The sequence below is a fragment of the Cyanobium sp. Aljojuca 7A6 genome (assembly GCF_024346455.1).
Classification (GTDB): domain Bacteria; phylum Cyanobacteriota; class Cyanobacteriia; order PCC-6307; family Cyanobiaceae; genus Cyanobium.
Map to the genome: position 1 here is coordinate 24675 of NZ_JAGQCY010000017.1, position 14330 is coordinate 39004.

Consider the following 14330-nt stretch of genomic DNA (forward strand, 5'->3'; position numbering starts at 1 on the left):
CTCCCATGCCCTATCGCATCGACCGCCGCGCCTACGCCGAGACCTACGGCCCCACCACCGGTGACCGGCTGCGGCTGGCGGACACCGACCTGATCCTGGAGGTGGAGAGCGACTGCACCACCTACGGCGATGAGGTGAAGTTCGGCGGCGGCAAGGTGATCCGCGACGGCATGGGCCAGGCCCAGACCCCACGCTCCGAAGGGGCCGTGGACACGGTGATCACCAATGCCCTGATCCTCGACTGGTGGGGCATCGTCAAGGCCGACATCGGCCTGCGGGACGGCCGCATCTGTGCCATCGGCAAGGCGGGCAACCCCGACATCACCGATGGGGTCACGATCGTGGTGGGGCCTGGCACCGAGGCCATTGCCGGAGAGGGCCACATCGTCACCGCCGGAGCGATCGACACCCACATCCACTTCATCTGTCCCCAGCAGATCGAAACCGCCCTGGCCAGTGGCGTCACCACCCTGCTGGGCGGCGGCACCGGCCCGGCCACCGGCACCAATGCCACCACCTGCACCCCCGGCGCCTTCCACCTGGCGCGGATGCTGCAGGCCGCCGAGGGGCTGCCGATCAACATCGGTTTCTATGGCAAGGGCAACGCCAGCACCCCCGCCGCCCTCGAGGAGCAGATCCGGGCGGGCGCCTGCGGCCTGAAGCTGCACGAAGACTGGGGCACCACCCCGGCCGCCATCGACTGCTGCCTCACGGTGGCCGACCGCTTCGATGTGCAGGTCTGCATCCACTCCGACACCCTCAACGAGGCGGGGTTCGTGGAGGACACGATCCGGGCCATCGGCGGCCGCACCATCCACACCTTCCACACCGAGGGCGCCGGCGGCGGCCATGCCCCCGACATCATCCGCATCTGCGGCGAGCCCAACGTGCTGCCCAGTTCCACCAACCCCACCCGCCCTTACACCGTCAACACCCTCGAGGAGCACCTCGACATGCTGATGGTGTGCCACCACCTCGATCCCCGCATCCCGGAGGACGTGGCCTTCGCCGAATCCCGCATCCGCCGCGAGACGATCGCCGCCGAGGACATCCTCCACGACCTGGGCGCCTTCAGCATCATCGCCAGTGATTCCCAGGCCATGGGCCGGGTGGGGGAGGTGATCACCCGCACCTTCCAGACCGCCCACAAGATGAAGGTGCAGCGGGGCTTCCTGTCCGAGGACGCCACAGGCCCCCGCGGCAACCGCAACGACAATCACCGTCTGAAGCGCTACATCGCCAAGGTGACGATCAACCCGGCCATCGCCCACGGTCTCGACAGCCAGGTGGGATCGGTGGAGGTGGGCAAGCTGGCGGATCTGGTGCTCTGGAAGCCGGGGTTCTTCGGCGTCAAGCCGGAGCTGGTGATCAAGGGGGGCTCGATCGTCTGGGCCCAGATGGGCGATGCCAACGCCTCCATCCCCACGCCAGGTCCTGTGCATGGCCGGCCGATGTTCGCGGCCTACGGCGGATCGCTGGCCGGCAGCTGCCTCAACTTCGTCAGCCAGGCCGCGCTTGAGGCCGACCTGCCCAGCAGCCTCGGGCTGAAGCGGGCCTGCGTGCCGGTGGTCCAGACCCGGGGCATCGGCAAGGCCCAGATGCGCAACAACACCGCCCTGCCCAAGGTGGAGGTGGACCCCCAGACCTACGAGGTCTTCGCCGACGGGGAACTGCTCACCTGCGAGCCGGCGGAGGTGTTGCCGATGGCCCAGCGCTACTTCCTGCTGTAACGCCGCCGCCGGAACGACCTCCAGAAGCTGAGCAGGCGCATCAGGAGGGTGCGGCTGCTGGTGCGGCCCTGGGCGCCGGCGGCGAAGGCGATCGCCATCAGCAGGGACGAACCGATCAGGCGCAGGCCATCACGAACGGCCGCCCAGACCAGGGGTGTCAGGGGGGTCGCCTGCTGGATGGTGGCGGGCATGGCCGCCTCGGCCTGGCGGAGGGCGGCCAGCAGGTCCTGGCGCAGCTGGGGCATCGGCTTGGCCAGGTCGGCCGCGGAGAGGGCGGGCCCATTGGCCTGCGTCAGTTGCCGCTGCAGGCTGAGGGCATCAGGGGCTGAGCGGATCAGGGCCGCGAAGCTGCTGAACTGACCGCTGAGCCGGCGCCGCTGCTCGGCCTGCAGGGCGGTGCGGTCGCTGAACTGACGCACGGTGATGGAGAGCTGCAGGGGGATGAGCAGCAGATACAGAACGGTGATCAGCACCGCCCAGCGCCTCAGCTGTTGGCGGAGCTGGAAGAGCTCGAGGCGTTCCGGCTCCACGTGGGCCGCCAGGTGCACAAACGCGAATCCCACGATGGGAAACCCGGAATTGGCGATCACCAGTTCGATGAAGCGTTGTTGCCAGTCGCGTTGCAGCACCTGAACCGGAAGAGCGCTGGCCACCACGGCCAGCACGAAGAGGCCGAACAAGGCCAGGGCCGTGGCGAGCAGGATGGAGGCCAGCGATGAAACCGGGCCCATTGGGGCCCTCGTCTCAAGCCCCGGATCCGTTGCGGTCACAGGGGGAGGCGACGGGACCGATGGGGCTCAGGCGGGAACGCAGCCGCCGGCTCCAGCCGAAGGCCGCCATGGCCCCGAGCAGGGGCAGGGGACCGGGAACGTTCGACGTGGTGGGTGGTTCCTGGGGGAGGGCTCGTACCACCAGCCCACTGAGCAGGGCCTCAGTGGAACTGGTGCCACCGCCTCCGCCGGTGCCGGTGATCGTGAGGATCTGATTGGCCTGGACGATGAAGGGATTGGAGAAGGCGTAGGTGGTGTTGATCTGTTTGTCGAACAGGGTTTCGTTGGACACCACCGGGCTGTTGGGGTCGGCCCAGGTGAGCAGGGGATTGCCCGGGGCCACCCGCAGGCTGCCGTAGCGATAGCTGAGCAGTTCCACCTGCTGGTCGAAGAACAGCTCGATGGAGTCCTGGTTGGCCACGCCCGAGTCGTTTCCGGGACTGCTGAGTCCGCAGTTGGTGCTTGCCCCGCCGGCTTTGTAGATGCAGAGGCCGTCGGCGGTCGCACTCACGGGCTTGGCGTCGCCGTTGGGCTGCAGAGCGTTCTGAAAAACCAGGTTGAGGGAGCGGCCGTCGGCGCTGGCGGTGAAGGTCTTCTTCGGTGAGGCCAGCGGACCGGAGGGCGTGGCGGTGGTGCTGCCGAGGTTGAAGCTGAAGGTGGTGCCGATGGCCTGCGCCGGTTCCGAGGCCAACACCAAGCCGGCCGTGAGGAGTGAGCCAAGCAGGAACCAGGTGGACGCTGGGGAGAGCGTGACGGCAGCACCCACAGAACCCGGCTCGCTCCTGCTCACGGCACTGATTTCGGTAGGTATACCTACCTTAGGCCCATCAAGCTGGGTTGGGCCATCCGGCTCTCGCCTCAGGACAGCGCCAGGGCCCGCTCCTCCTCGATGGCCCAGTCCTCCTGGTTGGGATCCCGGCGCGTGCTGCGTCGCTCCACCGACAGCACCGGCACGTCCTTCAGGGGGGTGGCGAAGGCCACGCCGAAGGTGAGGGCAAAGTGGGCCCGGGTGAGCCAGCGCAACTGGGCCTGCATCCGCAACTGGCCAAAGCCGGGATGGGCGCGCAGATCCATCAGCAGCCATTGCCCGATTTCAAGGGACTGCTCTTTGGAGGCGACCAGGCACATGCCACCCACACCCACATCGGCGACGTCGGCGAGGAACCAGCGGCCGGTGGGCTGGCGATCGTCGTCCAGGCGCCGGAGGGCGATGGTGCGGCAGCTCTCGATCGCGTGACGGGCGTAGGCCCGCTTGTCTCGGCGGGCGCCAGCCCTTTCCTTGTCACGCAGCAGGACGCCTGACGCGCTTGAGGCTCTAGAGGACTGGGACCCGGACTTATTCGTTAACATCGGCGTTGCTCCTGCCCTTGGGTTCATCCTGAACCCTCTGTGTCGCAGTGAGATCAATGCTTAATCGAATGCTATCGTATGTAGCGATAGGAGGGGGACGCGGATCGGGCCTGCAGGATGCTCGGCGATGGCTGGCGGAGCCCACCAGCCGATAGCGCCCCGAGTTTTCGTAACAACGGCAACGGGTGGCCACCCCGGCGGCACTGCAGGATCCAACCGCGCGGATGGGTCTGGAATGTTCAGTCAGTACAAGCCGAACCAGGGATACGACGAGTACTTCACGTCCACCGACCAGCCCCGGGCCACCCTCAAGCCGCTGCTCTCGTCCCTGGGCCAGATGGGACTGGATCAGTTGAACCGCAACCACGTGGCGGCCGGCATGCTGCTGAAGCGGCTGGGGGCCACGTTCCGCCTCAACGACTCCGGCAGCAAGGGTGTGGAGCGGATCCTCCCCTTCGATCCCCTCCCCCGCCTGATCGGGGCCCAGGAATGGGAGCGCCTGGAGCGTGGCCTGATCCAGCGCCTGGAGGCGATCGACCGCTTCCTGGCCGATGTTTATGGCGACCAGAAGATCCTGGCCGACGGCGTGGTGCCCAGGGGCGACGTGGAAAGTTCCCAGGGTTGGCGGCCCCAGATGCAGGGCTTCCAGCCTCCCCTCGGGCGCTGGTGCCACATCTCAGGCCTCGATCTGGTGCGCGATGGCGACGGCACCTGGCGGGTGCTGGAGGACAACCTGCGCTGCCCGTCAGGGGTGGCCTACTTCCTCGAGAACCGGCGGGTGATGAAGCGCATGTTCCCGAGCCTGTTCGCCGGGCGCACGGTGCAGCCCATCGATGACTACCCCTCCCACCTCCTGCAGACCCTGCGGGAACTGGCCCCCTGGACCGACACCCCCAAGGTGGTGCTGCTCACCCCCGGGGTGTTCAACAGCGCCTACTTCGAGCACAGCTATCTCGCCCAGCAGATGGGGATTCAGCTGGTGGAGGGGCGCGATCTGGTCTGCGAAGGGGACCGGGTCTGGATGCGCAGCACCGCCGGTCTTGAGGCGGTTGACGTGATCTACCGCCGCATCGATGACGACTTCCTCGATCCGGCCGTGTTCCGCAGCGACTCCCTGCTGGGCGTGAGGGGCCTGATGGGGGCCTACGCCGCGGGCCGGGTGGCCATTGCCAACGCCCCTGGTACCGGCGTGGCCGACGACAAGCTCATCTATGCCTATGTGGGCGAGATGATCCGCTACTACCTGGATGAGGAGCCCATCATCGAGAACGTGCCCACCTACATCTGTTCGCGGCCCGACGATCAGGCCTATGTGCTGGAGCACCTTGGGGAGCTGGTGGTGAAGGCGGTGGCGGAAGCCGGCGGGTACGGCATGCTCATCGGCCCCCATGCCAGCCAGGCGGAGATCGATGAGTTCGCCGTCAAGATCCAGGCCAACCCCCGCAACTACATCGCCCAGCCGACCCTGGAACTCTCGACCGTGCCCTCCCTGAGTGAAGGGGAGCTCTACCCCTGCCACGTGGACCTGCGGCCCTACGTGCTGCGTGGCAAGGAGGCGTGGGTGAGCCCCGGCGGCCTCACCCGCGTGGCCCTGCGCCGGGGCTCCCTGGTGGTCAATTCCTCCCAGGGTGGCGGCTGCAAGGACACCTGGATCGTGGATGAAGCCCCATGCTGAGCCGCGTTGCCGACTCGCTCTACTGGATCAATCGCAACGTCGAACGGGCCGAGAACATCTCCCGTTTCGTGGAGGTGAGCGAGGCCATGGCCCTCGACTGCCCCCCCGGCAGCGCCGAACCCTGGCTCCCCCTGATTGAGGCCAGCGGCGACCGCAAGCTCTTCGATGAGCTGTGCCCGGTGGTCACCCCCGAGGCCGTGATCCATTTCCTGGTGCGGGAGGCCGACAACCCGAGCAGTGTTCTCAACTGCATCGGCAACGCCCGGGAGAACGCCCGGCAGATCCGTGAAGTGATCACCACGGAGATGTGGGAGCAGATCAACGACATCTACTGGACGTTGCAGGAAGAGCACTTCTGGGAGCAACCACCCCAGGAGCAGTTGCGGGAGATCCGCCGCGCCTGCCAGCTTTTTTACGGGATCACCGACGCCACCCTCAGCCGCGATCTCTCCTGGCAGTTCAGTCGCCTGGGGAGGTTGCTGGAGCGGGCCGACAAGACCACCCGGATCCTGGACGTCAAGTATTTCCTGCTGCTCCCCTCGCCCGAGGAGGTGGGCGGGGTGCTTGATGAGCTGCAGTGGATTTCCCTGCTGCGCTCGGCGGGGGCCTACCAGATGTTCCGGCAGTCGAGCCAGCAGGCCATTGAACCCAAGGCCGTGGCCGCCTTTCTGCTGCTGGATCCGATCTTTCCCCGCTCGGTGCGTTACTGCCTGGAGAGGATCAGCGACACGCTGCGGATCATCCGCGGCAGCTCGGTGCCCCAGCCCGCCGACGACCTCGAGTGCCTGATCGGGCTCACCCTGGCCCACTGGAGTTTCACCAGGATCGACGAACTCGTCGCCACCGGACTGCACGAAGCGATCGACAACTTCCAGTCGGACCTCAACCGCCTTCACGAGTTGATCGAAGCGCGCTACTTCATCGCCCCCACGAGCAGCGCCTCAACTCAGGAGGCGGCATGCGAGTCCGCCTGACCCACACCTTCAACTACCGCTACAGCGCTCCGGTCTTCCTGGGCCCCCACCGTTTCTGCCTGAAGCCCCGGGGCCATGGCTTCCAGCGCCTGCTCGATTTCCACCTGGCCATCAGCCCGGAACCGACCCTGCTTTTCCCGCTGGTGGCCGCCAGCGGCGATGAGATCCTGCGGGCCCGCTTCGAGGGCAGCACCGAGAACTTCCGGGTGCAGGCGATCAGCGATGTGGAAACCCAGCCGCCCCCGACCCTGGCCACCTGCCTGGAGGACCAGGAGCCCCTGCTCCCCTACCCAGCGGGCCATCTCAACGGCGATCTGCTGGGCTCCCTGGAGGGGTGGCTGCCCAACGGCCAGCACGACCCGGCCGCGGTGGATCTGGCCCAGGAAGCGTTGATGGGCAGCGATCAGAGGGGGCTGATGTTCCTCGACCAACTGGTGGAGATCATCAAGGACCGGGTCAAGTACACCCAGCGGCACGTGGGCCCGGCCTGGCCGGCGGGCCGCACCCTCAAGGAGCGGGTCGGCTCCTGCCGCGACCTGGCGATGCTGATGATCGAGACCTGCCGCTGTGCCGGCCTGCCGTCCCGGTTCGTGAGCGGCTACCACCTGGTGGAGCCTCCCCCGAAGCAGTATGACCTGCATGCCTGGGCGGAGGTCTACCTGCCTGGAGCGGGCTGGCGGGGCTTCGACCCCAGTGGCACCGGGAGCATCGACGACCGCTACATCACCCTGGCCACCTCCTCCAAACCCACCCTCACGGCGGCGGTGAACGGCAGCTTCTCGGGCCCTGAGGGGGTGGAAAGCGAGCTGGACTGGACCATCGAGGCGGAGTTGCTGGAGCCTGCTCCCGTGGGCGCTTCCTGGCACGGGGTGCTGCAGCGCTGAAGCGAAGCCACTCTTAAGGAGCGCTCGCCTGTATCCGATGGTGCAGCGGCAGCGGTACTCCCCAGGCCAGGACAGGTCCCACCTCGCCAATCACGGCATCTCCCCATGGCAAGCTCCACTCCCGCCCCCTGCCCACCCAAGGGGCAGGCCCTTCTGGAGGCGATGCGCCGCCATCTGTTCTCCAGCCAGGCCAAGTCCGCCTCCCTCGCCACCACCCACGACCACTACGTCTGCCTGTCGCTGGCGGTGAGGGACATCCTGCTGACCAGCTGGGTGGACACCGTGGACACCTACACCAGCCAGCACGTGCGCACCGCCACGTACATGTCGGCGGAATTCCTGCTGGGCCCCCACCTGGAGAACAATCTGGTCAGCCTCGGGCTGCGGGAAGAGGCCAGGGCCGCCTGCGAAGCCCTCGGCCTCACCCTGGAGGAGATGCTGGCGGAGGAGCCGGAACCGGGCCTGGGCAACGGTGGCCTGGGCCGGCTGGCGGCCTGTTTCCAGGAGTCGATGGCCACCCTGGAACTGCCGGCCATCGGCTACGGCATCCGCTACGAGTTCGGCATCTTCCGCCAGCAGATCGGCCCCAACGGCCAGATGGAGAGCACCGACCCCTGGCTGGCTCGCGGCAACCCCTGGGAGGTGATCCGGCCGGAGTGGAGCTATCCGGTTCTGATCGGGGGCCAGACCGTGATCGGCGTGGCCTATGACACCCCGATCCTGGGCTATGGCGTGCACACCGCCAACACCCTGCGGCTGTGGTCGGCCCAGGCGCCGGACGCCTTCGACTTCGCCTCCTTCAATGCCGGCGACTACACCCGGGCCGTGTTGCACAAGGTGCAGTCGGAAACGCTTTCCAAGGTGCTCTATCCCAACGATGAGCTGGAGCAGGGCAAGCGGCTGCGGCTCAGCCAGCAGATTTTCTTCGTCTCCTGCTCCCTGCAGGACATGTTCCGCATCCTCTGCAGCCAGGGGATTCCGGTCACGGAATTCCACCGCAAGTTCGCGGTGCAGCTCAATGACACCCACCCGGCGATCGCTGTGGCGGAGCTGATGCGGCTGCTGATCGATGAGCATGGGATCGACTGGGACACCGCCTGGAGCATCACCACCGCCACGATCAGCTACACGAACCACACCCTGCTGCCGGAGGCCCTGGAGGCCTGGGGGCTGGAACTGTTCCAGCAGCTGCTGCCCCGCCAGCTGCAGATCATCTTCGAGATCAATGCCCGCTTCCTGCGCACCCTGCGCATCCGATTCCCCGGCCAGCCCGACCTGCTGGAGCGGCTGTCACTGATCGAGGAAGGCCCGCACCGCAAGGTGCGCATGGCCCACCTGGCGGTGGTGGGCAGCCACACGGTCAACGGGGTTGCAGAGCTGCACAGCCGCCTGCTGAAGGAGAACCTGTTCGCCGAATTCGCCCAGGTCTGGCCGGAGCGCTTCACCAACATCACCAACGGCGTCACGCCGCGGCGCTGGCTGGCGGTGGCCAACCCGCCCCTGGCCGCCCTGCTCAACGACGCCATCGGTACCGACTGGTGCCGGCACCTCGACGAGCTCGAGAAGCTGGAGCCCCTGGCCACCGATGCCGGCTTCCTGGAGCGCTGGCAAGGGGTGCGCGAGCAGGCCAAGGAGCGCCTGGCTGCCACGATCCGCCAGGACACCGGCGTTCTGGTGGATCCCTCCTCCCTGTTCGACGTCCAGGTGAAGCGCATCCACGAGTACAAGCGCCAGCACATGGCGGCCCTGCAGGTGGTGGAGCGCTATCTGCGGCTGCGGGCCGGGGAGGATCTGCCGCCGCGCACGGTGATCTTCGGTGGCAAGGCGGCCCCCGGCTACGCCATGGCCAAGCTGATCATCCGCCTGATCGTGGGCATGGCGGAGATCATCAACATCGACCCGGCGATGGACGGCCGCCTGCGGGTGATCTTCCTGCCCAACTTCAGCGTCAAGCTCGGTCAGAAGATCTATCCGGCGGTCGATCTCTCCGAGCAGATCTCCACCGCCGGCATGGAGGCCTCCGGCACGGGCAACATGAAGATGTCCCTCAATGGCGCGCTCACGATCGGCACCCTCGATGGGGCCAACATCGAGATCCGTGACCGGGTCGGTGACGACAACTTCTTCCTGTTCGGCCACACCGCCGAGCAGCTGGCGGCGATCAACCGCAATGGCTATCACCCGATGCCCTGGCTGGAGAACGACGCCCTGGCCAAGGAGGCCATCGACCTGATCGGCTCGGGCCACTTCAGCGAAGGCGACCGCGACCTGTTCCATCCGCTGCTGGCCAACCTCTGCAGCAGCGATCCCTTCCGGGTGATGGCCGACCTGGGCGACTACCGCCGCGCCCAGAACGAGGTCGACAGCGCCTGGTCTGACGCAGGACGGTGGAGCATGATGTCGGTGCTGAACACCGCCCGCTGCGGATTCTTCAGCAGCGACCGGTCGATCCAGGAGTACGCCGAACGCATCTGGAAGGTGGTCCCGGTTCCCGTCAACTCCTGCAGCGTGATTCCCAACGCGTCAACATGACCCTTTGGCAACCCGCATGAGCTGGTCCTCATGAGCTGGATGGAGAGGGTGGCCGAGGCGGCCGAGTTCCGCCTGCGCGCCGCCGGCATCCAACTCACCCTCGGCGGCGAGCCCACCCTGGTGCCCCTCGAACCGGAAGGGCCGGAATGGAGCGTCACCGCCGACGGCCCCACCAAGCTGCCCATCGCCCGGGCCTTCGCCCTTGATCTGCAGCAGCGGATCTGGCGCGGCAGCACGCTTCTCTACTGCCCGGGCAAGCGCTACGACGGTGAGGTCAATCCCCGCTGGGCCCTGCGCCTGTTCCTGGGCAACGACGGCACGGCGCCGGTCCGCTGGCCTGGCCTCTGCCAGCCCGGCCTGGAGGGTTCACCGCTGAGGGCCAGCGAGGGGCCGGCCTGGCTGGAGCGCCTGGGCGGGCTCCTGGGCCTCACCCTCCAGCCCGTGCTGCTGCGGGATCCCCTCGACCCCGACCGGCGGGCCTGGGCCGCTCCCTTGAGTGTGGCTCCCGTCGAGACGGGGGCCGAGGCGGCGCCGGTGGAATGGAAGGTGGCGCCCTGGCCCCTGGCGGAAAGTCTGCGGGAACTCACCGGCGCCCCCGGTCCAGCGGGTCTGCGTCTGCCCCTGGAGCACCTTCCCGAGGACGTGCCCCGCCAGGTGCTGACCCTGGAGATCGACCCCGACGGCTGGGAACTGTTCCTGCCCCCCCTGGAGCGCGAACCGCTGCGCCTGTTGCTGCAGGCGGTGGCCGACAGCCTGGGCGACCTGGCCGCACCGAGGCTCAGCGGCGTGCTGCCCGTCGATGCCGGCGAGCGCTGGCAGGTGCTGGGCCTGACGGCCGATCCGGGTGTGCTGGAGATCAACCTGCCCATCTGCCACAACTGGCTGGAGTACCACCAGTGGCTGCAGCGGCTGGAGGAGGTCGGTGCCCGCGTCGGCCTGCGCAGCTGGAAGGACCTGGGCGATGGCCGCCAGGAGGGCACCGGCGGCGGCAATCACCTGCTCTGGGGCGGCCCCGATCTGGCCCACCACCCGTTCTTCTCCCGGCCGGCCTGGCTCACGGGGATCCTGCGCTACTGGCAACGGCACCCGTCGCTGGCCTACCTGTTCTGCGGCCCCGGAGTGGGCCCCTCCTCCCAGTCGCCACGACCGGACGAGGCGATCGGCGAATGCTTCGATCTCGAGCTGGCCTACCGCGCCATCGAGCAGGCGGAGGGCCAGCCCTCGGGCGAACCCTTCGGGGATGTCCGGGGCCTGATCGGCGAAACGCTGCGCCATCTCCACGCCGACCGCAGCGGCAACAACCACCGCAGCGAGATCAGCTTCGACAAGTTCTGGAACCCCGGTGCCCCGGCCGGTTGCCTGGGACTGGTGGAATTCCGGGCCCTCGAAAGCCTGCCCAGCATGGCCTGGAGCAGCACCATCGCCCTGCTCTGGACGGCCCTGGCGGCCCACCTGCTGGAGCCTCGCCACCGTCCCACCCAGCTGCACGACTGGGGTTCTTCCCTGCACGACCGCCAGCTGCTGCCCAGCCAGCTCTGGGCCGACCTCGAGGCCATCCTGACCGACCTGGCGGCCGATGGCCTGGCTCTGGATCCGGCCCCGTTCCGGGCCATCTGGGAGTGGCGCTTCCCGCCCCTGCTGCTCTGGCAGGGGGAGGCCGGCTCCGCCGACGCGGCTCCGGCCCTGGAACTGCGTCCGGCCCCCGAGCCCTGGCCCCTGATCTGCGACACCCCCGTGCAGGGGGGCTTCACCAGCCGGTTCATCGACGGTTCCCTGCGCCGCTTCGAGGTGGTGGCCAACCCGATGTTCCGCCGCGACTGCCAGCTGCTGGTGAACGGTCGGCCCCTGCCCCTGGAGCCCGCCGGCGAGGGGGCGCCCCAGGTGCTGGCGGTGCGCTTTCGCTTCCAGCGGCTCTACCCCTGCCTGCATCCAGCGATCGAGCCGCACATGCCGCTGGAGCTTGTGCTGCGCACACCTGGCGGGGATGTCGGTTTCCGTTTGCATCCCGAGGGCCACCGCTTAGAACCCTGCCCGGTGCCGGTGCCCGGACCGGTTCCTGGCGCGCCCGCCTGGCAGGGGCGCCAGTGCCCCACCGATCACACCATCGACCTGAGGATTGACTGAACGGCTAGGCGAGGAGCACAAATACGCTAGAACGACTGCTGGGGCAGGCGATCTGCAAGCTCCAATTCTTCTCCTTCTTTCACTTTCCTGGCAGACGAAAGCCACATTTCCAGTCCAATCTTCAGGAGAGCTGCAGTTATCACGAATCTCTTCGGGGGGGAAGGAGATTTTCCTTCCCCATCCTGGTCAGCACCGAAAACAATGCCTAACATCCCTGGTGAATGGAAGCATCAGTGCCATCGTTCTGGTTCAGCACCCCGTCAGAACAGGGGCTGATTCCTTGTGTCGACAGCGTCGGCGACGCCCTGCGTTTTGCCGCTGATCTGGGCAGTGATGATCTTGTCGTCCTGGATCTTGCCAGTGGCCAGTACATCGATTGCAACCGTTCTGCCCACGAACGGCTCGGCTACGACCGGGACCACTTCCTCACACTGAATCCAGCTGCGATTCAGGCGGATGGTGACCTGGCCGAGGATCTGATGCGGGATCAACTGCGGGTGATGCGGCAGCAGCCCAGGGGCAGTTTCGCCACGCGCCACCGGGCCCGTTCCGGCACCAGTCGGAATGTGTCCGTGAGCTATCAGGTGCTGGAGTTGCGTGGTCGCCTGGTGGCCCTTGTCAGCCACCGCGACCGCACCGACCTGGACACGGCCCTGCGGGAGAGCTCCAGGCTGGGCTCACTGCTGCAGGAAGCCGAGCGACTCACCCATGTGGGCAGCTGGGAGTTGAACCACCGAACCGGAGGACTGCTCTGGTCGAAGGAGGCCTACAACATCTTCAACACCGCCCCGGAGCTGACGGTGCCGTCCTACGAGGTGTTCCTGCGGACGGTGCATCCGGAGGACCGTTCCCTTGTGGATGCCACCTTCCAGGATTCCTTCCGTTCGGGCAGGCCCTACCGGATCGAGCACCGCCTGCTGCTCGACCATGGTCTGCTCAAGGTGGTGCTGGAGCGGGGCTGCACGAGATCCAGCAGCGACTGGAGCGCATCGCCTTCGTTGATCCCCTCACCAGGCTGCCCAACAAGGCCGCCGCTGTGCGCCAGCTGGCCCGCCTGCTGCGTACCTCCGGCAAGGAGCACAGCATCGCCCTGATCAACCTCGACCTCGACAATTTCCAGTCGATCAACAACAGCCTGGGCCATGAGATCGGCAACCAGGTGCTCCAGGCCAGCGGCACCTGCCTGCGTCACCTGATGCGGCCGGACGACTGGCTGGCCAGGGTCGGCAGTGATGAATTCATCCTGTTGCGACCCATGGCCATGGCGGACCGGGGCCAGGCCCTGCAGTGGGCGGAGGACATCCGCCGCACCCTTGGCAACACCCCCGGGATGGATACCGGCCTGGCGGTCCAGCCCAGTGCTTCGCTGGGGGTGGCCCTGGCCCCGGATCACGGCCAGGACCCCGATACCCTGCTGCGCTGTGCCAACACGGCCTTGATGGAGGCCAAACAGCACGGCAAGAACCAGCTGCGCGTCTACTCCCCGGAGATCAGCCTGCAGCTGCGCGAACGCCTTGAGCTCGAACTGAGTCTGGCCCGGGCCATCGATCGGGAGCAGCTGCGGCTCATCTACCAGCCCCAGATCGATCGCAGCGGCAGCCGCATCGCCGGGGCCGAGGCCCTGTTGCGCTGGCGGGATCAGAGCGGTCGGACGGTGTCCCCGAACGTCTTCATTCCGCTGGCAGAGAGGACCGGCCAGATCCACACCATCGGCCTCTGGGTGATCGAGGAGGCCTGCCGGCAACTGCACACGTGGCATCGCCAGGGGCTGCGGCTGGGGAAGCTGGCGATCAACATCTCAGCCCTGCAGCTGGGGGCTGAACACCCTTCCCTCTCCGAGCTCCTGGCCGGGGCCCTGCAGAGCTACGACCTGGCCCCGGAAAACCTCGAACTGGAGATCACCGAAACGGCCCTGCTCAACGATCCAGGCCGTGCCGGCGAACAGCTGCGTCAGCTCGCCGACAGCGGCTTCAGCCTCGCCATCGACGACTTCGGCACGGGCTACTCCTCCCTGGCCATGCTCCACTCCCTGCCCCTCGACAAGCTCAAGATCGACCGTTTCTTCGTCGACCGCCTCGGCAATGACGACGCCGACCTGGCCATCGTCAAGGCCACGATCGTGATGGCCAAGGAGCTGGGCCTGATGACCCTGGCCGAAGGGGTGGAAACCCGCGAACAACTCCGAATGCTCCAGAATCTCGGCTGCGACCAGTTCCAGGGGCACCTGCTGGGCAGGCCCATGGGCGCCGACGCCTTCGGCTCTCTGCTGAGGGGCACGGCCGCAGCCTGAA

The 14330-nt window shown here is 67.3% G+C and carries 11 protein-coding genes; 8 read left to right on the forward strand and 3 right to left on the reverse strand.

The genetic code is table 11. The features are described from left to right. Positions 1 to 5 precede the first annotated feature (5 nt). Complete coding sequence (gene ureC / locus KBY95_RS13655) at positions 6 to 1730, forward strand: urease subunit alpha (RefSeq protein WP_254965693.1); 1725 nt, start codon at positions 6 to 8, stop codon at positions 1728 to 1730. On the opposite strand, the gene KBY95_RS13660 is transcribed toward ureC, so the two are convergent. From KBY95_RS13660 to KBY95_RS13670, 3 genes are all read right to left on the reverse strand, one after another. Beyond that, complete coding sequence (locus KBY95_RS13660) at positions 1715 to 2461, reverse strand: hypothetical protein (protein WP_254965694.1); 747 nt, start codon at positions 2459 to 2461, stop codon at positions 1715 to 1717. The genes ureC and KBY95_RS13660 overlap by 16 nt on opposite strands. Before the next feature lie 13 nt (positions 2462 to 2474). Further along, complete coding sequence (locus KBY95_RS13665) at positions 2475 to 3290, reverse strand: hypothetical protein (protein WP_254965695.1); 816 nt, start codon at positions 3288 to 3290, stop codon at positions 2475 to 2477. A 68-nt stretch (positions 3291 to 3358) separates the two neighbouring features. Next, positions 3359 to 3850 (reverse strand): PilZ domain-containing protein, encoded by a 492-nt coding sequence (locus KBY95_RS13670; RefSeq protein ID WP_254965696.1) that lies wholly within the window; start codon positions 3848 to 3850, stop codon positions 3359 to 3361. Between the two features lie 235 nt (positions 3851 to 4085). On the opposite strand from KBY95_RS13670, the gene KBY95_RS13675 reads away from it, so the two are divergent. From KBY95_RS13675 to KBY95_RS13705, 7 genes are all read left to right on the forward strand, one after another. Next, entirely contained in the window at positions 4086 to 5525 is a 1440-nt protein-coding gene (locus tag KBY95_RS13675) for a circularly permuted type 2 ATP-grasp protein (RefSeq protein WP_254965697.1), read from the forward strand. Next, a complete protein-coding gene (locus KBY95_RS13680; RefSeq protein WP_254965698.1) occupies positions 5519 to 6499 on the forward strand; it encodes an alpha-E domain-containing protein in 981 nt (326 codons plus the stop codon). The genes KBY95_RS13675 and KBY95_RS13680 overlap by 7 nt, the downstream gene beginning before the upstream one ends. Further along, positions 6484 to 7383 carry a transglutaminase family protein gene (locus tag KBY95_RS13685; protein ID WP_254965699.1) on the forward strand — a complete coding sequence of 300 codons (900 nt, stop codon included), beginning with the start codon at positions 6484 to 6486 and terminating at the stop codon, positions 7381 to 7383. The genes KBY95_RS13680 and KBY95_RS13685 overlap by 16 nt, the downstream gene beginning before the upstream one ends. A 105-nt stretch (positions 7384 to 7488) precedes the next feature. Further along, positions 7489 to 9915, forward strand: a complete 2427-nt coding sequence (locus KBY95_RS13690; RefSeq protein WP_254965700.1) for a glycogen/starch/alpha-glucan phosphorylase — start codon at positions 7489 to 7491, stop codon at positions 9913 to 9915. A 30-nt stretch (positions 9916 to 9945) separates the two neighbouring features. Then, on the forward strand, positions 9946 to 12039 hold the full coding sequence (locus KBY95_RS13695; protein ID WP_254965701.1) for a transglutaminase family protein: 2094 nt from the start codon (positions 9946 to 9948) through the stop codon (positions 12037 to 12039). A gap of 221 nt (positions 12040 to 12260) precedes the next feature. Then, positions 12261 to 13133, forward strand: a complete 873-nt coding sequence (locus tag KBY95_RS13700) for a PAS domain-containing protein (protein ID WP_254965702.1) — start codon at positions 12261 to 12263, stop codon at positions 13131 to 13133. Further along, positions 13076 to 14329 (forward strand): bifunctional diguanylate cyclase/phosphodiesterase, encoded by a 1254-nt coding sequence (locus KBY95_RS13705; protein ID WP_254965703.1) that lies wholly within the window; start codon positions 13076 to 13078, stop codon positions 14327 to 14329. Before KBY95_RS13700 ends, KBY95_RS13705 begins: the two co-directional genes overlap by 58 nt. Position 14330: the final 1 nt, after the last annotated feature.

Excerpts from the sequence above, each read along its gene's own strand:
- ureC (WP_254965693.1), top strand. The coding sequence starts at position 6 with ATGCCCTATCGCATCGACCGCCGCGCCTACGCCGAGACCTACGGCCCC.
- KBY95_RS13660 (WP_254965694.1), bottom strand. The coding sequence starts at position 2,461 with ATGGGCCCGGTTTCATCGCTGGCCTCCATCCTGCTCGCCACGGCCCTG.
- KBY95_RS13670 (WP_254965696.1), bottom strand. The coding sequence starts at position 3,850 with ATGTTAACGAATAAGTCCGGGTCCCAGTCCTCTAGAGCCTCAAGCGCG.
- KBY95_RS13675 (WP_254965697.1), top strand. The coding sequence starts at position 4,086 with ATGTTCAGTCAGTACAAGCCGAACCAGGGATACGACGAGTACTTCACG.
- KBY95_RS13680 (WP_254965698.1), top strand. The coding sequence starts at position 5,519 with ATGCTGAGCCGCGTTGCCGACTCGCTCTACTGGATCAATCGCAACGTC.
- KBY95_RS13685 (WP_254965699.1), top strand. The coding sequence starts at position 6,484 with ATGCGAGTCCGCCTGACCCACACCTTCAACTACCGCTACAGCGCTCCG.
- KBY95_RS13690 (WP_254965700.1), top strand. The coding sequence starts at position 7,489 with ATGGCAAGCTCCACTCCCGCCCCCTGCCCACCCAAGGGGCAGGCCCTT.
- KBY95_RS13695 (WP_254965701.1), top strand. The coding sequence starts at position 9,946 with ATGAGCTGGATGGAGAGGGTGGCCGAGGCGGCCGAGTTCCGCCTGCGC.
- KBY95_RS13700 (WP_254965702.1), top strand. The coding sequence starts at position 12,261 with ATGGAAGCATCAGTGCCATCGTTCTGGTTCAGCACCCCGTCAGAACAG.